18 protein-coding genes and 4 tRNA genes are annotated in these 17472 nt (G+C 70.3%); 15 read left to right on the top strand and 7 right to left on the bottom strand.

Annotation, left to right across the window (positions count from 1 at the left end):
* Positions 1 to 94 precede the first annotated feature (94 nt).
* On the top strand, positions 95 to 901 hold the full coding sequence (locus tag DEJ09_RS07525) for a DUF418 domain-containing protein (protein ID WP_111088100.1): 807 nt from the start codon (positions 95 to 97) through the stop codon (positions 899 to 901).
* Positions 902 to 1143: 242 nt separating this feature from the next.
* Here DEJ09_RS07525 and cls read toward each other — a convergent pair whose 3' ends face one another.
* Complete coding sequence (gene cls, locus DEJ09_RS07530; protein ID WP_071406312.1) at positions 1144 to 2604, bottom strand: cardiolipin synthase; 1461 nt, start codon at positions 2602 to 2604, stop codon at positions 1144 to 1146.
* Between the two features lie 39 nt (positions 2605 to 2643).
* The gene (locus tag DEJ09_RS07535) at positions 2644 to 3132 is read right to left on the bottom strand and encodes a YajQ family cyclic di-GMP-binding protein (RefSeq protein ID WP_017888627.1); all 489 of its coding nucleotides are present in this window, start codon (positions 3130 to 3132) and stop codon (positions 2644 to 2646) included.
* Positions 3133 to 3269: 137 nt separating this feature from the next.
* On the opposite strand from DEJ09_RS07535, the gene DEJ09_RS07540 reads away from it, so the two are divergent.
* From DEJ09_RS07540 to DEJ09_RS07560, 5 genes are all read left to right on the top strand, one after another.
* Positions 3270 to 3354 (top strand) — tRNA-Tyr (locus DEJ09_RS07540).
* Positions 3355 to 3412: 58 nt separating this feature from the next.
* Entirely contained in the window at positions 3413 to 4243 is an 831-nt protein-coding gene (locus DEJ09_RS07545) for an inositol monophosphatase family protein (protein WP_111088101.1), read from the top strand.
* Positions 4244 to 4391: 148 nt separating this feature from the next.
* A complete protein-coding gene (locus tag DEJ09_RS07550; protein WP_111088102.1) occupies positions 4392 to 5549 on the top strand; it encodes a M23 family metallopeptidase in 1158 nt (385 codons plus the stop codon).
* Positions 5550 to 5642: 93 nt separating this feature from the next.
* Positions 5643 to 5714 (top strand) — tRNA-Thr (locus tag DEJ09_RS07555).
* Positions 5715 to 5746: 32 nt separating this feature from the next.
* Positions 5747 to 5820, top strand: a tRNA-Met gene (locus tag DEJ09_RS07560).
* Positions 5821 to 5913: 93 nt separating this feature from the next.
* Here DEJ09_RS07560 and DEJ09_RS07565 read toward each other — a convergent pair.
* Together DEJ09_RS07565 and DEJ09_RS07570 are read right to left on the bottom strand one after the other, a co-directional pair.
* Positions 5914 to 7809 carry an ABC transporter ATP-binding protein gene (locus DEJ09_RS07565; protein WP_111088103.1) on the bottom strand — a complete coding sequence of 632 codons (1896 nt, stop codon included), beginning with the start codon at positions 7807 to 7809 and terminating at the stop codon, positions 5914 to 5916.
* A 111-nt stretch (positions 7810 to 7920) separates the two neighbouring features.
* Positions 7921 to 8319, bottom strand: coding sequence for a hypothetical protein (locus tag DEJ09_RS07570; protein WP_071406316.1), 399 nt, complete (start codon positions 8317 to 8319; stop codon positions 7921 to 7923).
* A 131-nt stretch (positions 8320 to 8450) separates the two neighbouring features.
* Here DEJ09_RS07570 and DEJ09_RS07575 point away from each other — a divergent pair, with 131 nt between their 5' ends.
* The 3 genes from DEJ09_RS07575 to DEJ09_RS07585 are packed head-to-tail and all read left to right on the top strand — an operon-like array spanning position 8451 to position 10353.
* Positions 8451 to 8900, top strand: a complete 450-nt coding sequence (locus DEJ09_RS07575; protein WP_111088177.1) for a MaoC family dehydratase N-terminal domain-containing protein — start codon at positions 8451 to 8453, stop codon at positions 8898 to 8900.
* A complete protein-coding gene (locus DEJ09_RS07580) occupies positions 8897 to 9322 on the top strand; it encodes a MaoC/PaaZ C-terminal domain-containing protein (RefSeq protein ID WP_027466539.1) in 426 nt (141 codons plus the stop codon). The genes DEJ09_RS07575 and DEJ09_RS07580 overlap by 4 nt, the downstream gene beginning before the upstream one ends.
* A 2-nt stretch (positions 9323 to 9324) precedes the next feature.
* On the top strand, positions 9325 to 10353 hold the full coding sequence (locus DEJ09_RS07585) for a UDP-N-acetylmuramate dehydrogenase (protein WP_111088104.1): 1029 nt from the start codon (positions 9325 to 9327) through the stop codon (positions 10351 to 10353).
* A 117-nt stretch (positions 10354 to 10470) separates the two neighbouring features.
* Here DEJ09_RS07585 and DEJ09_RS07590 read toward each other — a convergent pair whose 3' ends face one another.
* Positions 10471 to 11697 carry a pyridoxal phosphate-dependent aminotransferase gene (locus DEJ09_RS07590; protein ID WP_111088105.1) on the bottom strand — a complete coding sequence of 409 codons (1227 nt, stop codon included), beginning with the start codon at positions 11695 to 11697 and terminating at the stop codon, positions 10471 to 10473.
* A gap of 150 nt (positions 11698 to 11847) precedes the next feature.
* Between DEJ09_RS07590 and DEJ09_RS07595 the strand changes: the two genes are divergently transcribed.
* From DEJ09_RS07595 to DEJ09_RS07620, 6 genes are all read left to right on the top strand, one after another.
* Positions 11848 to 11920: transfer RNA gene (locus DEJ09_RS07595), tRNA-Trp, on the top strand.
* Between the two features lie 35 nt (positions 11921 to 11955).
* A complete protein-coding gene (secE, locus tag DEJ09_RS07600; protein ID WP_371830607.1) occupies positions 11956 to 12219 on the top strand; it encodes a preprotein translocase subunit SecE in 264 nt (87 codons plus the stop codon).
* Positions 12220 to 12353: 134 nt separating this feature from the next.
* Positions 12354 to 13403: a transcription termination/antitermination protein NusG gene (gene nusG / locus DEJ09_RS07605; RefSeq protein ID WP_111088106.1), complete on the top strand. Its 1050-nt coding sequence runs from the start codon at positions 12354 to 12356 to the stop codon at positions 13401 to 13403.
* Positions 13404 to 13561: 158 nt separating this feature from the next.
* A complete protein-coding gene (gene rplK, locus DEJ09_RS07610; protein ID WP_017888638.1) occupies positions 13562 to 13993 on the top strand; it encodes a 50S ribosomal protein L11 in 432 nt (143 codons plus the stop codon).
* 90 nt (positions 13994 to 14083) lie between these two features.
* Positions 14084 to 14773 carry a 50S ribosomal protein L1 gene (gene rplA, locus DEJ09_RS07615; RefSeq protein ID WP_017888639.1) on the top strand — a complete coding sequence of 230 codons (690 nt, stop codon included), beginning with the start codon at positions 14084 to 14086 and terminating at the stop codon, positions 14771 to 14773.
* 85 nt (positions 14774 to 14858) lie between these two features.
* Positions 14859 to 15467: a Pr6Pr family membrane protein gene (locus tag DEJ09_RS07620; RefSeq protein WP_071406320.1), complete on the top strand. Its 609-nt coding sequence runs from the start codon at positions 14859 to 14861 to the stop codon at positions 15465 to 15467.
* Here the strand turns inward: DEJ09_RS07620 and DEJ09_RS07625 are convergent.
* Together DEJ09_RS07625 and DEJ09_RS07630 are read right to left on the bottom strand one after the other, a co-directional pair.
* Entirely contained in the window at positions 15464 to 16147 is a 684-nt protein-coding gene (locus DEJ09_RS07625; RefSeq protein WP_111088107.1) for a YqaJ viral recombinase family protein, read from the bottom strand. The two genes, DEJ09_RS07620 and DEJ09_RS07625, sit on opposite strands and share 4 nt — an antisense overlap.
* Positions 16148 to 16214: 67 nt before the next feature.
* Positions 16215 to 17426, bottom strand: a complete 1212-nt coding sequence (locus DEJ09_RS07630) for an ROK family transcriptional regulator (protein ID WP_110863395.1) — start codon at positions 17424 to 17426, stop codon at positions 16215 to 16217.
* Positions 17427 to 17472 lie beyond the last annotated feature (46 nt).

The raw sequence follows: 17472 nt of genomic DNA on the forward strand, positions 1-17472 counted from the left end.
CCGTAGGTCGGCAGGCTCACGTACGCGGGGGTGTCGAGCGCCATCAGGGCGAACCCGCTGACGACGACCACGACGGCGCGGATCGCGAGCCGTCGTGGTCGTCGTCATCGGGTTCGCCCTGATGGCGCTCGACACCCCCGTGTACGTGATCCTGCCGACCTACGGGGTGCTGTTCCTGCTCGTGGTCCCGGTGCTCCGCGTCCGCCCGGCGGCGCTGCTCGGCATCGCCGCGCTCTGCGCGGTGCTGTCGCCGCTCGCCGCGCTGACGATCGCGCCGGCCTACGCGGACGCCGGCATGATCGGCGTCCAGCTCGGCCTGGTCTACCCCGTGGTCACCTTCCTGGCGTACGTCCTGGTGGGGCTCGCGGTCGCCCGGGCCGGCCTGGAGGACCGTGGCCGGCAGATCCTGGTCCTGGCGTCCGGCACACTGGTCGCCGCCACCGCGTACGTCGCCGGGTCGGTCCTCGCCCCGCTGCCCGACGATGCGGCCCTGGCGTTCCCCGGGGTCCCGTACGCGGGCGAGGCCTCGACCCCCGGCCAGGCCTTCGCGCAGCTGTTCCTGTCCCCGCGCGACCACTCGTCGTCGGTCGTCGACGTGGTGGGGACGGCCGGGGTGGCGGTCGCGGTGATCGCCCTCTGCCTGCTCGTGTTCGACGACCGCGGGCGCGTCGCCGAGCGGATCGCGTTCCCTCTGGCGGCCGTGGGGTCGATGCCGCTGACGGTGTACTCGGGGCACCTCGTGGTCATCGCGATGCTGCCGACCTACCCCGAATCGGCCGAGGCCTGGGGCTGGTTCGCCCTCGGCTCGGTGGTGTTCGCGATGCTGTGGCGGCGGTTCCTCGGTCGCGGCCCGCTCGAGCGGGTGGTCGGGGCCCTGGCGTCCCTCGTCCCGATGCGCTGAGCGCACCTGGCGGACCCGCACCGGGCCTCCAGGCGGCTACTGCAGCGCCGCCGTGAGCCGCGGAACGCTCACCGCACGGTGCAGGGTTGTCGGTTCGCCGCGGGCTTGCTCGCCGGGTGCCCCGCTGTCGCGACGCACGGTGCGGCCAAGGTCGCACCGGATGGAGGACGACGCACCGTGCGCGACGGTGCGACGGTGCGACGGCGCGACGGCGCGACGGTGCGACGGTGCGACAGCGACGGCTACTGCAGCGCCGCCGTGAGCCGCGCGACGTTGTCGAGCACCTTGGAACGTCGCGGACGGTCGACCCACGCGTCGAGCGTGAGCTCGAAGCTGTGCTCCTTGTAGGAGTCCTGCACCTCGCGCAGGGCGTCGACGAAGCGGTGACCGCGCACCATCACGGAGACCTCGAGGTTCAGGCTGAACGAGCGCATGTCCATGTTGCTCGACCCGATCACCGACACCTCGTCGTCGATCGTGAAGTGCTTGGCGTGCAGGATCGTCGGCGCGCGGTACAGCCAGATCCGCACGCCGGCTCGCAGGAGTTCCTCGTAGTAGGAGCGCTGCGCGTGCCAGGTCATGGCGTGGTCGCCCATCTCGCCGACGAACAGCTCGACGTCGACCCCGCGTTGGGCGGTCGTGGTGATGGCGTAGAGCATCGAGTCGTCCGGCACGAAGTACGGCGACGTGATCGACACCTTCTGCTGCGCCGAGTAGAGCAGCGCGTTGAACAGGCGCAGGTTGTTCTCGCCGTCGAAGCCCGGGCCGGACGGCACCACCTGGCAGTCGAGCGCGTCGCCGCGGTCGGCCCGCTGGACGGGGTCGCTCTCACGCAGCAGCAGCTCGTCGGTCTCGCTGTACCAGTCGGTGACGAACAGGGCGTTGAGCCCGGCGACGACCGGTCCCTCGAACCGGGCGAACAGGTCCTTGTAGACCATGCCCTTCTCGATGTGGGACTTGATGTCGTACGACGCGTCGATCAGGTTCTGCGAGCCGGTGAACGCGACCGAGCCGTCGATCACCATGATCTTCCGGTGGTTGCGGAGGTCGGGGCGCTGGAACTTGCCCTGCAACGGCAGGAGGGGCAGCATCAGGTGCCACTCGATGCCCGCCTGGTCCATGAACGCCAGGGTGTCCTTGTAGCCCGGGTAGCCGCGGCTCGCCCAGTGGTCGAGCAGGAACCGCACGGTGACGCCACGTGCCTGCGCCCGCGCGAGCGCCTCGAAGAACGGGCGCGTGGTGTCGTCGAGCGTCGCGATGTAGAACTCGACGTGCACGAACCGGCGGGACTGGTCGATCGCCCGGGTCATCTCGGCGATGGACTCCTCGGAGTCGGGGTAGAGCTCCGCGGAGTTGCCACCGACCAACGGCATCGCACCGAGTTCGCGGTTCAGCCGCGTGACGCTCTCGAGCCACGCGGGCCAAGGGTGGTCACGGCGGACCCGCTCGATGCCCTCGGTCTGCTCGAGGATGTACGCGTTGATCTCGGTCTGCTTCTCGCGACGGGCGCGGGGGAGCTTCGTCGACCCGATGACCAGGAAGACGATGAAGCCGATGTAGGGGATGAGGAAGATCGCGAGCAGCCACGCCGTCGCGGTCTGCGGCTTCCGGTTGATCGGGACGTAGATGATCGAGAAGACGCGGATCGCCAGGTCCAGCAGGACGAGCAGGACGGTGATGACGACGCTGAGCCAGTGCTCCACGGGGTGCCGGTGTCGGGTGTCGTTCGCAGGGGCCGCTGGTCAGCGGAAGTTGATGAACTGCAACGGGACGTCGAACTCTTCACCCTTGAGGAGCTGGATCGTGTTCTGCAGGTCGTCACGGCTCTTCGACGAGACGCGGAGTTCGTCGCCCTGGATCTGGCTCTTCACCGTCTTCGGGGCGTTGGCCCGCAGGAACGCGCCGATCTTCTTCGCCACGTCCTGCTCGATGCCGTTCTTGAACTTCACCTCGATGCGGTACTCCTTGCCCGAGGGGTACGGGTCGCCGGCGTCGAGGCTCTTCAGGCTGATGTTCCGCTTGATCGCCTTGCTCTGCAGCACGTCGAGGACGGCCTTGGCGCGCTCTTCCGAGTTCGCCTTGATGAGGACGTCCTCGCCGCTGAACGCGACCGAGGCGTCGGCGCCCTTGAAGTCGTAGCGCTGCTCGATCTCCTTGGCCGCCTGGTTGAGGGCGTTCTCCGCCTCCATCTTGTCGACCTTGCTGACCACGTCGAAGGAACTGTCTGCCATACGGAACAGCCTAACGGCGGACGGGAGGCCCGGTTCCGGTCGCGCGGATCGGCTCCCGGTGGTCACGACCACCGTCAGCCATCCGCTATGCTTTTGTGCGCGCCTTCGGTTGGTGATCACACCGGCTGGGTGCGCATGGCAAGTTACCCAAGCGGCCAAAGGGATCTGACTGTAAATCAGCCGGCGTAGCCTTCGGGGGTTCGAATCCCTCACTTGCCACCATCTGATCGGCCCCGTCCACTGCGGACGGGGCCGATGGTGTTTCCGGGAGGATGGGTGCATGGCATCCGACCTCACCCCGTCCCAGTTCGCCGACCTCGCCGAGTCGATCGCCCGTGACGCAGCGGCGCTGGCCGCACGGCGCCGCGCCGAGGGGGTCGAGGTCGCGGACCGGAAGTCGAGCATCGTCGACGTGGTCACGGCCGCCGACCGTGAGGTCGAGGCACGCATCCGCGCCCGCATCGCCGAGGCCCGACCGGACGACGCCTTCCACGGCGAGGAGTCCGGGTCGGCCTCCGGCGCCTCGGGCATCACGTGGGTGGTGGACCCGATCGACGGCACGGTCAACTACCTGTACGGCAGCGCCGACTACGGCGTGAGCATCGGCGTCGTGCGCGGAGCACCCGACCCGATGACCTGGGAGCCGATCGCGGGCGTCGTCGTGGCGCCGGCGACGGGCACCGTCTTCCGGGCGGCGGTCGGCCAGGGTGCGACCCGTGACGGGGAACCGTTGTCCGTCGCCGCGCCCGGTTCGCTCGCCGAGACGCTCGTCGCCACCGGGTTCGGGTACACGGCCGACCGTCGCCGCGAGCAGGTCGCGGTGCTCGCCGGACTCATCGGCGAGGTGCGGGACATCCGCCGCGGGGGAGCGGCGTCGCTCGACTGCTGCGCCGTCGGGGCGGGCGTGGTGGACGCGTACTACGAGCGCGGGATCAACCCGTGGGACATGGCCGGTGGCGCCCTCGTCGCCCAGGAGGCCGGCGCGGCGATCCGCATCTGGGAGGCCGGGGGGACCCGCTCCTTCCTGTTCGCGAGCCCCGCCGTCGCCGACGAGCTCGAGGCCCTGGTGCGTGGGCTCGAGGCCGGTGCACTCGGAGCCGTGCGGGCCTGAGGACGCGCCGAACCCCAGGTCTGGGGGTGCCGTGAGGACATCACCACGACTGGCGACCTGCGACGTCTCCTGCTAGCGTGCTCAGGTCCCGTTACCTGCTCGTTACCAACGAGTGAGCCCTTCTCCGATCAGGATCGCCACCGCACGCATGCCCCGTACTCCTCTGTCGTCCGCTCCCACCGACGGTTCCGTCGACGCCGCCACCCCGGTCGTCCATCAGACCCGACGCGCTCGGATCGAGGCGGAACGAGCAGCGGCGAAGGGCACGGTCGTGGTGCAGGAGGCGCAGGGCTCGGCGGGTCCGAGCTTCGACGACGTGATCGGTGCGGTCACGCCGGGAACCCCCGCGGCCCCCGTGTCGCCGATCGACCTCGCACCGGCGTCACCCGTGCGTCCGGCCTCCCGCATCGTGACGCCGCCGGCCCCCACTTCGCCCGTCGTGCCCGCGCAGCCTGCTGCTCCCGCTCCTTCGGTGTCGCAGCCGCGTCGGGTCGCCGGGCAGATCCCCGCGTCGCGTCGTCGCACCAGCCGTCCGGCGCCGAAGGCCCCGGTCGACCGCGCGACCCGCCACATCCGGTCGAGCACCCCAGCCAGCGCACCGGCCCCGAAGCGTGGTGCGTCGTTCCGCCGGTCGGCCTCTCGTGTGACCGCGGTCGGCGCCCTGCTCTTCGCGGCCGGCCTGGTCGTGTCGACCTCGCTGCCGGCCCAGGCGCTCTGGGTGCCCGAGTCCGGCTCGACCGCGGCCCGTGCCAGCTCGGGTGCCACCCAGTCGATGCAGGTCGGTGCCGCTGCTGACGGGTCGACCGCCCGTGACCAGTTCACGGTCTCGGACGCCACGCAGTACGCGAACGTCGACTCCTCCAGCTTCACGAACGACCCGACCGGCACGATCCAGTGGCCGTTCCTGACCGGTGTCCCGATCACCTCGGGCTTCGGCGGACGCCAGGTCGCCGGGTGCTCGTTCTGCTCGACGAACCACATGGGCGTCGACTTCGCCCCGGGCGAGGGCACCCCGATCGGCGTCATCGCGGCCGGGACCGTCATCAAGGTGCAGGCGAACGACGGCGGCTTCGGCAACGACGTCTGGGTCGAGCACGACGTCGACGGCAAGCAGTTCGTCAGCGTCTACGGCCACATGGAGGACAACTCCTTCAAGGTGGTCACCGGCCAGCACGTCGAGGTCGGCGACATCCTCGGCCTCGTCGGCAGCACGGGCAACTCCACGGGCCCGCACCTGCACCTCGAGGTGCACGTCGACGGGGTCCCGGTGGACCCGCTGGCGTGGCTCAAGACCAACGCGAACTAGCGGCCCACGACGCGGCACGCCCGGGCGTCTCGCCCGGTTCCGGAGCAGCGTCGGAGGTCTGCTATCCTCGTGTGGTGCCGCTCGCGGTACATCGCCCCGATAGCTCAGTGGTAGAGCACCTCCATGGTAAGGAGGGGGTCGTCAGTTCAATCCTGACTCGGGGCTCCGACCCGGTGCGCGTGCCGCTCCGGATCTCTGGCGGGGTAGCTCAGTTGGTTAGAGCACACGACTCATAATCGTGGGGTCGCGGGTTCAAGTCCCGCCCTCGCTACACGCAAGGCCCTCTCGTCCAGGATGCCCTGGGTCAGGGGGCCTTCTCTGTTGCCGGCCCCACTTCGATTACTGGGGCCCACCCACCGCGCGTTCAGTCCGCCGCCGGCACGTCGGCCGCGACGTTCTCCTGCGCGGCGAACTGGGTGCGGTGCAGCTCCTCGTACCGGCCACCCGCGGCCAGCAGTTCGTCGTGCGTGCCCCGCTCCACGATCGAGCCGTCCTCGACGACCAGGATCACGTCCGCGCTGCGGATCGTGGAGAGCCGGTGCGCGATCACCATCGCCGTCCGTCCCTCGAGCGCCTCGCCGAGTGCTGCCTGCACCGCTGCCTCGGACGTCGAGTCGAGCGCCGCCGTCGCCTCGTCGAGGATGACGACGCGCGGCTGGGCGAGCAGGAGCCGGGCGATCGTCATCCGCTGGCGCTCGCCCCCGGAGAGCCGGTAGCCGCGTTCACCCACCATGGTGTCCAGCTGGTCGGGGAGGGACCGGATCAGCGGCTCGAGCCGTGCGCGGCGGACCGCGTCCCACACCTCGTCGTCGGACGCCTCGGGCCGGGCGAACCGCAGGTTGGAGCGGATGGTCTCGTGGAACAGGTGGCCGTCCTGCGTCACCATGCCGAGGGTGTGCCGCATCGAGGCGAACGTGACGTCGCGGACGTCCGTCCCGGCCAGACGCACGGCGCCGCTGTCGACGTCGTACAGGCGCGAGAGCAGCTGCGCGACCGTGGACTTGCCGGCTCCGGACGAGCCGACCAGGGCGACGGTCTGCCCCGGTTCGATCCGGAAGGACAGCCCGTGCAGCACCTCCTCGCCGCCGCGGGTGTCGAGCGTCGCGACCTCCTCGAGCGAGGCGAGGGACACCTTGTCGGCGGACGGGTAGGCGAACCGGACGTCGTCGAACTCGACGGAGACGGGGCCGTCGGCGATGGTGACCGCGTCCGGCTGCTCCTGGATGAGTGGTTCGAGGTCGAGCACCTCGAAGACGCGCTCGAAGCTGACCACGGCGCTCATGATCTCGACCCGGGCGTTCGCCAGGCTCGTCAGCGGGGCGTAGAGCCGGGTGAGCAGGAGCGCCAGGGTGACGACCTCGCCGGTGTCCAGCCGGCCGGCGAGCGCGAGGAAGCCGCCGAGCCCGTAGACCAGCGCGAGGGCGAGCGCGGAGACGAGCATGAGCGCGGTGAAGAAGACGAACTGGAGCATCGCGGTCCGGACACCGATGTCACGGACCCGGGCGGCGCGCACGCGGAACTCCTCGGCCTCTTCGTCGGGTCGGCCGAACAGCTTGACGAGGGTGGCGCCGGGTGCCGAGAAGCGCTCGGTCATCTGGGTGCTCATCGCGGAGTTGTGGTCGGCGGCCTCGCGACGCAGTGCGGCGAGGCGGCTGCCCATCCGGCGCGCGGGGACCAGGAACACCGGGAGCATGACGACGGCGAGCACCGTCACGAGCCACGAGGTGCTGAGCATGACGATCAGGGTGAGGACCAGCGCCACGAGGTTCGTGACCACGCCGGACAGCGTGCCGCTGAAGGCCTGCTGGGCGCCGATCACGTCGTTGTTGAGGCGGCTCACGAGCGCACCGGTCCGGGTGCGGGTGAAGAACGCGATGGGCATCTTCTGCACGTGGTCGAAGACGGCCGTCCGGAGGTCCAGGATCACGCCCTCGCCGATCCGCGCCGAGTACCACCGCGTCGTCAGCGACACGGCGGCGTCGGCCACGGCCACCAGGGCGATGACCACGGCCAACCGGACGATCGTCGCGACCTCACCGCGGGCGACGATGACGTCGACCACCTGACCGGCGAGGACCGGCGTCGCGACCGCGAGGAAGGCGCCGACGACGGACAGGCCGATGAAGACCAGCAGCTTCGCCCGGTACGGCACCGCGAACGTCAGGATCCGCCGGACGGACGCACGGGAGAACCCGTGCTTGCCGCCCTGCGCGGACGAGATCTTGTACAGCGAGCTCCAGGCTGCGCTCTCCATGCTCATGGCGGTTCCTTTCCGGGGCCCCGGGCCCAACCTAGATGGCTGGCCGGGTCCCCGGTGACCGCTCCCGTGGCGGTGCGCCGCGCGGCCACCCGCCGTAGGCCGTCCGGCGGCCTACTGCGTGCGGTGGGAGCCGGTGTCCGTCCGCGTCGCGAGCACCCCGGCCGCACGGAACGCGTCCTCGACCGCGGCGGTGACCTGCTGCCAGGCGGCCCGTCGCCGGTTCGCCCCGATGCTGCCGCCCGACACGGCCGTGCCGTGCCCGGCCCGGCGCAGGGTGATCGTGGTGGTGGCACCGTCCACGACGGTCGACAGCTCGTACCGGCGGTACTCCCGGGCTGGCTGCACGAGCGCACCGAGCAGGATCGTGAGCGTCCGGCTGCCCGCCGTCGCGGTCATCGTGCCACCCGTCGACTCGACGTGGTGGCCCGTGCGGCGCAGCGCAGCGGCCGCGACCTCCATGGCGGTGCACCGGTCTCCCGTGTGCACGGCGAACTCCGTCGTGGTGTCCATCGGCCCTCCCCGTCCCGAACGAACCCGTGCCGCACGGCACGCCCCGATTCCCCCGAATCGGTCTCAGACAGTCTAGCTGATGCGTTCTCATGGATCACAGGCCCCCGGACGGGCCTCGGTAGACTGCCGTGGTGTCAGTGAACCCCGAGCTCGTCGGCAGGACGTTCCCGCCGGCCCAGCCCTACCTGGTCGGCCGCGAGAAGGTGCGCGAGTTCTCGCATGCGGTCTTCGCGACCAACCCCGTCCACCACGATCCGGACGCCGCACGTGCCGCCGGGTACGCCGACGTGGTCGCACCCCCGACGTTCGCCGTCGTCGTGCAGGAGGCCACGCTCGCGCAGCTCCTGAACGAGCCCGACGCCGGCATCGACTTCTCCCGCGTCGTCCACGGCGAGCAGTCCTTCACCTACGACCGGCCGATCGTCGCCGGTGACGAGCTCACCGCCACCCTGACGGTCACCAGCGTGAAGACCCTCGGCGGCAACGCGATGGTCACCGCCCAGAGCACCATGAACGACGCCGAGGGGGAGCACGTCGTCACGGCGACCTCCACCCTCGTGGTCCGAGGAGACGACGCATGACCGCCGCACCCGCCACCGCGCTCGAGGTCGGCACCGTCGTCGCCGAGCGCGACGTGCACATCACGCGCGACTCGCTCGTCCGGTACGCCGGCGCCTCGGGCGACTTCAACCCGATCCACTACCGCGACGACGTCGCCGCCTCGGTCGGCCTGCCCGGTGTCCTCGCCCACGGCATGCTCACGATGGGCATCGCCGTGCAGCCGGTCGCCGAGTGGCTCGGCGACAGCGGCTGGGTCGCGGGCTACGGCGTCCGCTTCACGCGCCCCGTCGTCGTCGACCCGGAGCAGGGTGCCACCGTCGGCATCGTCGCGAAGGTCGGCACCGTCGACGAGGACGGCCGGCCGAAGCGCATCGACCTCACCGTGACCGCCGCCGGGCAGACCGTGCTCGGCAAGGCGCAGGTCACGGTGGTGTTCCGCTGACCGTGTCCGAGCCGGTGCTGGCCGACCTGACGACGCTCCGCGTCGGCGGGGCCGCCACCCGGCTGCTCACGGCCGAGACGACCGACGAGCTCGTCGCCCACGCACTCGACGCCTTCGACGACCACGAGTGGCTCGTCCTCGGCGGCGGCAGCAACCTGCTGGTCGCCGACCAGGGCTTCGACGGCACCGTCGTGCTGGTCCGGACGACGGGCGTCGACGCCGACCGCGACGCCGACGGCGTCACCGTCCGCGTCGCCGCGGGGGAACCGTGGGACCCGTTCGTCGCCACGACCGTCGCGAACGGCTGGACCGGCCTGGAGGCCCTCAGCGGCATCCCGGGCACCGTCGGTGCGTCCCCGGTGCAGAACATCGGCGCCTACGGGGTCGAACTCGCCGACGTGCTCACCCGCGTCGAGTTCCTCGATGCAGCCACGGGGGAGCGCGCGTGGCTCCCGGCAGCCGAGCTGGCGCTCGGCTACCGCACGTCGACCCTCAAGCACGGTCGGCGCGGTGTCGTGCTGACGGTCGAGTTCCGACTCGGGCTCGCGGGGGAGCGCGGTGTGCCCGTGCAGTACGCGCAGCTCGCCGGTTCCCTGGGGGTCGAGCTCGGTGCGCTCGTGCCGCCCACGACCGTCCGCGACGAGGTCCTGCGGTTGCGTGGCTCGAAGGGCATGGTGCTCGACGGGGACGACCACGACACCTGGAGCGCCGGGTCGTTCTTCACGAACCCCATCGTCTCGCCGGCGTTCGCCGAGACCCTGCCGGCGGACGCGCCCCGGTGGCCCGCGGGCGACGACGTCAAGCTCAGTGCGGCGTGGCTCATCGAGCACGCCGGCGTGCACCGCGGGTACGCGGTGCCGGGCTCCCGCGCGGCGATCTCGTCCAAGCACACCCTCGCGCTCACGAACCGCGGCGGTGCCACTGCGGCGCAGGTGGCCGAGCTCGCACGGTTCGTGCAGGTGACCGTCCTGAACCGCTTCGGTGTCTCGCTCGTCCCGGAACCCGTCGTGGTGGGGGACCTGCTCGGCTGATCGTCCGCACGACGGGACGGACGAGCACGACGCACCACGGGCCTCCCGGCACGCAGAACGGGCCACCTCGACGAGGCGGCCCGTTCTGCGTTCCGCGGGGTGTGGTGGGCGCAGCGTCTACGCGAAGAACTTCGCCAGTCGGGCGACGCCCTCGGCGATGTCGTCGTCGCCCAGCGCGTACGACAGGCGCAGGTAGCCGGAGGGGCCGAAGGCCTCACCCGGCACGACCGCGACCTCGGCGTGCTCGAGGATCAGGTCTGCCAGCTCGAGCGTGGTCGTCGGGGTGGTGCCGGCCCACTCGCGACCGAGCAGTGCGGTGACGTCCGGGTAGACGTAGAAGGCGCCCTGCGGGGTCGGCGTGCGGAAGCCCGGGATCGCGTTGAGGCCGTCGACGATGGCCTTCCGCCGGCGGTCGAAGGCCTCGCGCATGGCGGCGACGGGCTCCTGCGGACCGGTGAGGGCGGCGATCGCGGCGCGCTGCGACACGTTCGAGACGTTCGACGACAGGTGCGACTGCAGGTTCGACGCGGCCTTGACGGCGTCGGCCGGGCCGATGAACCACCCGACGCGCCAGCCGGTCATCGCGTAGGTCTTCGCGACGCCGTTCACCAGGATCGTGGTGTCGGCGAGGGCAGGGACCTCGGCCAGGATGCCGGCGAACCGGACGCCGTCGTAGACCAGGTCCTGGTAGATCTCGTCGCTGATCACCCAGATGCCGTGCTCGAGCGCCCACTCGCCGATGGCCCGGGTCTGCGCGGCGGAGTAGACGGCGCCCGTGGGGTTCGACGGCGAGCAGAACAGCAGCGCCTTGGTCGCCGGGGTGCGGGCGGCCTCGAGCTGCTCGACCGTCACCAGGTAGTCCTGGTCGCTGCCGGCGAAGACCTCGACGGGCTCGCCGCCGGCCAACCGGATGGCCTCGGGGTAGGTGGTCCAGTACGGCGCGGGCAACAGGACCTCGTCACCGGCGTCGACGATGGTCTGGAACGCCTGGTAGACCGCCTGCTTGCCACCGTTCGTGACGATGACCTGCGACGGCTCGACGGTGACGCCGGACACCCGGGCGGTCTTGTCGGCGATCGCCTGCTTGAGTTCGGGCAGGCCGGTCGCGGGCGTGTAGCGGTGGTTCTTCGGGTCCTGCGCGGCAGCGACGGCCGCGTCGACCACGTGCTGCGGGGTCGCGAAGTCGGGCTCGCCGGCGGCGAACGAGATCACCGGACGGCCGGTGGCCTTGAGTGCCTTGGCCTTCGCGTCGACCTTGAGCGTCGCGGACTCGGCGATGGCCGCGATGCGGGACGCGATGCGCGGACGATCGGCCGGCGCGGTGGCGAGGGTGTCGACGGACACGTGGGCGGTGGACTCGGGGCCTGGGGCTGCGGTGCTCACGGGCCCAGCCTACCGGCGCGGCACGCCGTGGAAGGGGCCAAGTGGACACCGTGTGACGGACTCCCGTAGACTCGTCCACCGGAACGCGGATCGGTGACGAACCGTGTCCGAAGGGCGGTGGCTCAATTGGTAGAGCAGCGGTCTCCAAAACCGCAGGTTGCAGGTTCGAGTCCTGTCCGCCCTGCAACTCTGGAAGGGTAGAAGTTGGCGAGCAAAGACATGGAGACGACGGCGGACGACGTCGTCGCCAAGGCGAAGCAGGACCGGGCCGAGCGCCGCGGGCCCATCGCTGCCATCGTGCTCTTCATCCGCCAGGTGATCGGCGAACTGCGCAAGGTCGTGACGCCGACCCGCAAGGAACTCTTCAGCTACACGGGCGTCGTGCTCGTGTTCGTCGTCGTCATGATGATCCTGGTGTCGATCCTCGACTTCGTGTTCGGTCTCGGCGTCGGGTACGTCTTCGGCAACGGGCCCACGGCCTGACCCCGACGTCGACTGCCGTGTGCGGTCGTTCCGAGGAGTACGGTCGCCCGAGACGGCGTCGATCGTGACGGCGTCGCTCGTGACCATGAACGAACGCCACCCCGACCCGAACCACCGAACGGAAAGAATCGACTGTGTCTGACAACTCCCGCGATGACATCGACCTCGCGACGGCTGCCGAGCAGTCCTCCGAGGTCGAGGAGAACCAGGAAGGCGACGTCGAGACCGGCGAAGGACGCTCCGTCGAGTCCGCTGAAGAGCGTGCGATCTCGATCGAGGGCGACGACGACGAGTCCCTCGGCCTCAGCTCCGAGCCCGACGACGGCACCGTCGACGCCGGCCTCGACGAAGCACTGACGGCCCTGCAGGAAGCCCGCGACCCCGAGGCTGACGCCGTCGTGGACGACGCCCTCGAGATCGACTCCACCGACGAGGCCGAGGCCGCCGTCGAGGCAGTCGAGGACGAGGAAGAAGTCGAACTCGAGTCCGAGACCGCCGCCGAGGCGAACGAGACGCTCGCAGCGGACGAGGCACTCGACGCCGAGGACGAGGACGAGGAGCCCGCCGAGGTCGACCCGTACGAGGCCTTCAAAGCCGAGCTGCGGATGAAGCCGGGCAAGTGGTACGTCATCCACTCCTACGCGGGCTTCGAGCGCCGCGTGAAGTCGAACATCGAGAACCGCATGGTCTCGATGTCGATGGAGGACTACATCTACCAGGTCGAGGTCCCGATGGAGGACGTCGTCGAGATCAAGAACGGGCAGCGCAAGCTGGTCACCCGCGTCCGGATCCCCTCGTACGTGCTCGTCCGCATGGACCTCAACGAGGACTCGTGGTCCGTCGTCCGGCACACCCCGGGCGTCACCGGCTTCGTCGGCAACGCGCACAACCCGACGCCGCTCCGTTTCGACGAGGCGTTCGGCATGCTCAAGTCCCTGGTCCAGGTCGCCGAGGCCGCCCCGACCAAGGGCGGCGCGAAGGGCAGCGGCCTGCAGGCACAGCCCGCAGCCGAGGTCGACTTCGAGATCGGCGAGACGATCACCATCAAGGAAGGCTCGTTCGCGGGCCTGCCGGGTTCGATCTCCGAGATCAAGCCGGAGAGCGGCAAGCTCACCGTCCTCGTCTCGCTGTTCGAGCGCGAGACCCCGGTCGAGCTCAGCTTCGACCAGGTCACCAAGCTCTAACGACCACCCAGCTGTAGCGATCACCGAGATCGACTACACTGAACGGGTTTGGGCCCGCGCGCCTCGTGCGAGCGGGCCTTCACCGCTGTCCGGAACGGCCGGACCAGCGGGAGAGTGCACGGATCCCCGTGTGTTCGATTCCAGGAGGAAGACAAGTCATGGCACCGAAGAAGAAGGTCACGGGCCTGATCAAGCTGCAGATCAACGCGGGAGCCGCCAACCCGGCCCCCCCGATCGGTCCGGCGCTCGGTCAGCACGGCGTCAACATCATGGAGTTCTGCAAGGCGTACAACGCGGCGACCGAGTCGCAGCGTGGCAACGTCGTGCCGGTCGAGATCACCGTCTACGAGGACCGTTCGTTCACGTTCGTCCTGAAGACCCCGCCGGCCGCTGAGCTCATCAAGAAGGCTGCTGGTGTGCAGAAGGGGTCCTCGACCCCGCACACGGTCAAGGTCGCGAAGATCTCGATGGACCAGGTCCGTCAGATCGCCGAGACCAAGCAGGCCGACCTGAACGCCAACGACATCGAGCAGGCCGCGAAGATCATCGCCGGCACCGCACGCTCGATGGGCATCACGGTCGAGGCCTAAGCACCGATCGGGCTCCGGCCCACCACCAGACACCTTTCCGTGGGAGAGCCTCGCCGGCTCGCCAACCACGTATCTCGCAAGGAGACCACCATGGCGAAGAAGTCCAAGGCCTACCAGGCCGCGGCCGCGAAGATCGAGGCCGACAAGTTCTACACCCCGACCGAGGCCGTCGCCCTGGCCAAGGAGACCGGTTCCTCGAAGACCGACTCCACGGTCGAGGTCGCGCTGAAGCTCGGCGTGGACCCCCGCAAGGCCGACCAGATGGTCCGCGGCACGGTCATCCTGCCGCACGGCACGGGCAAGACCGCCCGCGTCATCGTGTTCGCGACGGGTGCGGCTGCTGAGGCCGCCATCGCCGCCGGTGCCGACGAGGTCGGTGGCGACGAGCTCATCGCGAAGGTCGCCGAGGGCTACACCTCGTTCGACTCCGCCGTCTCGACCCCGGAGCTCATGGGCAAGGTCGGTCGTCTCGGTAAGGTGCTCGGCCCGCGTGGCCTCATGCCGAACCCGAAGACCGGCACCGTGACCCCGAACGTGGCGCAGGCCGTCAACGACATCAAGGGCGGCAAGATCGAATTCCGCGTCGACAAGCACGCCAACGTGCACTTCGTCGTCGGCAAGGCCTCGTTCACGCCGGAGCAGCTCGACGAGAACATCTCGACCGCGCTCGAGGAGATCAACCGCCTCAAGCCGTCGTCCTCGAAGGGCCGTTACGTCATGAAGGGCGCCGTCTCGACGACCTTCGGACCCGGCATCCCGCTGGACGTCAACAGCATCTGAGTCCACTGACTCGTGGAAGGACCCGCACCGGCAACGGTGCGGGTCCTTTCCGCATGTGGGGCGCGTGTCCCGATAACGTGGTGGGGTGCGCACCCTCGTGAACTCGCTCCGACTGATCGCCGTCATCGCCATCGTCGTCGCGGTCGTGGCGCAGTGGCTCGAGAGCTCGCAGACCCCGACCTACTCGTTCTGGAACTTCTTCGGCTACTTCACCATCCAGTCGAACCTGATCATCGCCGTGGCCCTCGCGGTGACGCTCGTCGCCGCGGCTCGTCGCAAGCGGGCGGACCTCGCCGTCTCGGTGCTCCGTGGCGCCGCGACGGTGTACATCGCGACGACGGGCATCGTCTACAACACGCTGCTCACGGGCGCGAACGTGTCGGCCTCGGTGCCGTGGTCGAACGACATCGTGCACAAGATCATCCCGGTGTACGCGGTGCTCGACTGGCTGCTGTTCTCGGACCGCGCACGGCTGCTGCTCCGCCACGTGTGGTGGTTCCTGCTCTACCCGGCGGTCTGGACCACCGTGGTGCTCGTCCGCGGCGCGACCGACGGGTGGGTGCCGTACCCGTTCCTCGATCCGGCGCAGGGCTACGGCGTCGTCGCGATCTACGTGGTCGGGATCGCGGTCTCGATCACGCTGCTCGGCATCCTCGTCGTCGGGATGAGCAGGCTGCGGCTGGTGAAGGTCTAGGAGCGGAAACCGCGGAGCTTGTCGAGCACCAGGTCGGCGAGCTGCACCAGCCCGCGGATCTGGTCGTCGTCGCGGTCGACCCAGCGGCACTCGGGTTCGTCGGCGACCGGCACGAACCCGTCGTGGCGTTCCCAGACGAACAGGGTGCGGTCGGCACCGAGCACGTACTGCTGCCACCAGATCTGCCGGAGGTAGTGCCGGGGGATGCTCCGCCAGGCCTTGCCGGTGGTCTTGATCTCGGCGAGCACCACGCGGGACGACTCGTCGACCCCGACGCCGTCCGGGGTGGCGAGGTGGGCGCGGTTCGCGGCGGCGTGGAACAGGTGCGCCGAGGGCTGGATGCCGTGGGTGGCGGCCACCCAGGCGGCGATGACCGGTTCGCGGTCCTTGCCGTGCTCGGTGAACGCGTTGCCGGAGAACCGGGAGCCGTAGCGCTTCTCGGTGACGACGGCCTCGACGGCGCGCAGTGAGGCGAGCCGGGCGACGTCGGTGGCGGTGATGCCCATGGCGCGGGCGCGGAGCCAGGCGACGCGGTCCGAGGAGTGCGCGACGATGCGCTCGGTGTGGCCGCGCAGGGCGGTGAACGCATCACGCGCAGCCGGGACCGGCGTACCGGGGGCGGGATCCGCCTCCAGACCGGGGTCCAGGTCGCCCCACAGGGTGGGCTGCACGATCGTCACCCGAAGATTGTCCCCCCGACCACCGGCAAGACCGAAACCGACGCGCTCACGCGACCGCGGGTGTGCGTCAGGAGACCAGTTCGCGGCCCTCGGCGAAGGCGACCAGTTCGTCGACCCCGGCGGGGGAGAGGGCGTAGCCGATGGCGAGGGCCGCGGCGCCCTGTAGCGCGGCGAGGGACCCGGCGCGGGACTGCACGATGACGAGGTGCTCACTGGCCAGGGGCATCGAGCGGGAGTAGACGACCTCGCGGACTCCGGCGAGCAGGTGCTCACCGGCCTGTGTGATCGATCCGCCGAGTGCGATGACGGACGGGTTGATGAGCGAGATGCACGTCGCCAGGACCTCGCCGATGTCCCGACCGGCCTGTCGCACGGCGTAGATCGCGTCGAGGTCGGACCGGTTCACCAGGTCGATCACGTCCGCACCCGTGTGCACGTCGTGCCCCTTCGCGCGGAGGGCGCGGGCGATCGCCGGACCGGAGGCCACGGCCTCCAGGCAGCCGGTGTTGCCGCAGTGGCAGGGGACGTCGCCGGCGCGGGAGACCCGCACGTGGCCGATGTCACCCGCGGTGCCCTGGGCGCCGCGCTGCAGCCGGCCCTCGGAGACGATGCCGGACCCGATGCCGGTGGCGACCTTCACGAACAGCAGGTGGTCGACGTCCGGCCAGCCGTGCTCCCGCTCGCCGAGGGCCGCGATGTTGACGTCGTTGTCGAGCAGGACGTGGGCGGCGATGTGCTGACGGAGCCACGAGGGCACGTCGAAGCCGTCCCAACCGGGCATGATCGGCGGGTTGGCCGGGCGGCCGGTGGAGAACTCGACCGGTCCGGGGACGCCGATGCCGATCGCGATGACGTCCTGCCGACTGCGCCCGACCTCGGCGAGCAGGTCGTCGATCGTCTCGACGAGCCAGGACAGCGTCGGTACCGGACCGGCGGCGATGTCGATCCGGGCCTCGCGGGTGGCGAGTGGTGCCGCGACCAGGTCGGTCACGGCGACGCGACCGTGCGAGGCGCCGAGGTCGGCGGCGATCACGAGGCGGGCGCGGGGCTTCAGCGCCACCTGGGCGGGCGGACGGCCGCCGGTGGAGACGGCGGTGTCCACCGCGCCGACCAGCCCGATGTCGATCAGGGAGTCGAGGCGCACGCCGATGGTGGAGCGTGCGAGTCCTGTCAGGGCGGCGAGCTCGGCCCTGGTGCGCGGCACGCCGTCGCGGAGGATCTGGAAGAGCTCGCTCGTCCCGACCGGAGGCGACGCTGCCGTCCGGTTCAAGTCGACCATGTGGGGAGTGAAGCACACATCGTTCGCGCCACGCAATGAAGTCCGT

The organism is Curtobacterium sp. MCLR17_055, from assembly GCF_003234305.1.
Classification (GTDB): domain Bacteria; phylum Actinomycetota; class Actinomycetes; order Actinomycetales; family Microbacteriaceae; genus Curtobacterium; species Curtobacterium flaccumfaciens.

What these genes read in the sequence shown, in the direction of transcription:
- secE (WP_371830607.1), top strand. Translation starts at nt 11,956, where the DNA reads ATGGAGACGACGGCGGACGACGTCGTCGCCAAGGCGAAGCAGGACCGG.
- DEJ09_RS07550 (WP_111088102.1), top strand. Translation starts at nt 4,392, where the DNA reads ATGCCCCGTACTCCTCTGTCGTCCGCTCCCACCGACGGTTCCGTCGAC.
- DEJ09_RS07535 (WP_017888627.1), bottom strand. Translation starts at nt 3,132, where the DNA reads ATGGCAGACAGTTCCTTCGACGTGGTCAGCAAGGTCGACAAGATGGAG.
- DEJ09_RS07565 (WP_111088103.1), bottom strand. Translation starts at nt 7,809, where the DNA reads ATGAGCATGGAGAGCGCAGCCTGGAGCTCGCTGTACAAGATCTCGTCC.
- rplA (WP_017888639.1), top strand. Translation starts at nt 14,084, where the DNA reads ATGGCGAAGAAGTCCAAGGCCTACCAGGCCGCGGCCGCGAAGATCGAG.
- rplK (WP_017888638.1), top strand. Translation starts at nt 13,562, where the DNA reads ATGGCACCGAAGAAGAAGGTCACGGGCCTGATCAAGCTGCAGATCAAC.
- DEJ09_RS07545 (WP_111088101.1), top strand. Translation starts at nt 3,413, where the DNA reads ATGGCATCCGACCTCACCCCGTCCCAGTTCGCCGACCTCGCCGAGTCG.
- DEJ09_RS07630 (WP_110863395.1), bottom strand. Translation starts at nt 17,426, where the DNA reads ATGGTCGACTTGAACCGGACGGCAGCGTCGCCTCCGGTCGGGACGAGC.
- DEJ09_RS07570 (WP_071406316.1), bottom strand. Translation starts at nt 8,319, where the DNA reads ATGGACACCACGACGGAGTTCGCCGTGCACACGGGAGACCGGTGCACC.
- DEJ09_RS07580 (WP_027466539.1), top strand. Translation starts at nt 8,897, where the DNA reads ATGACCGCCGCACCCGCCACCGCGCTCGAGGTCGGCACCGTCGTCGCC.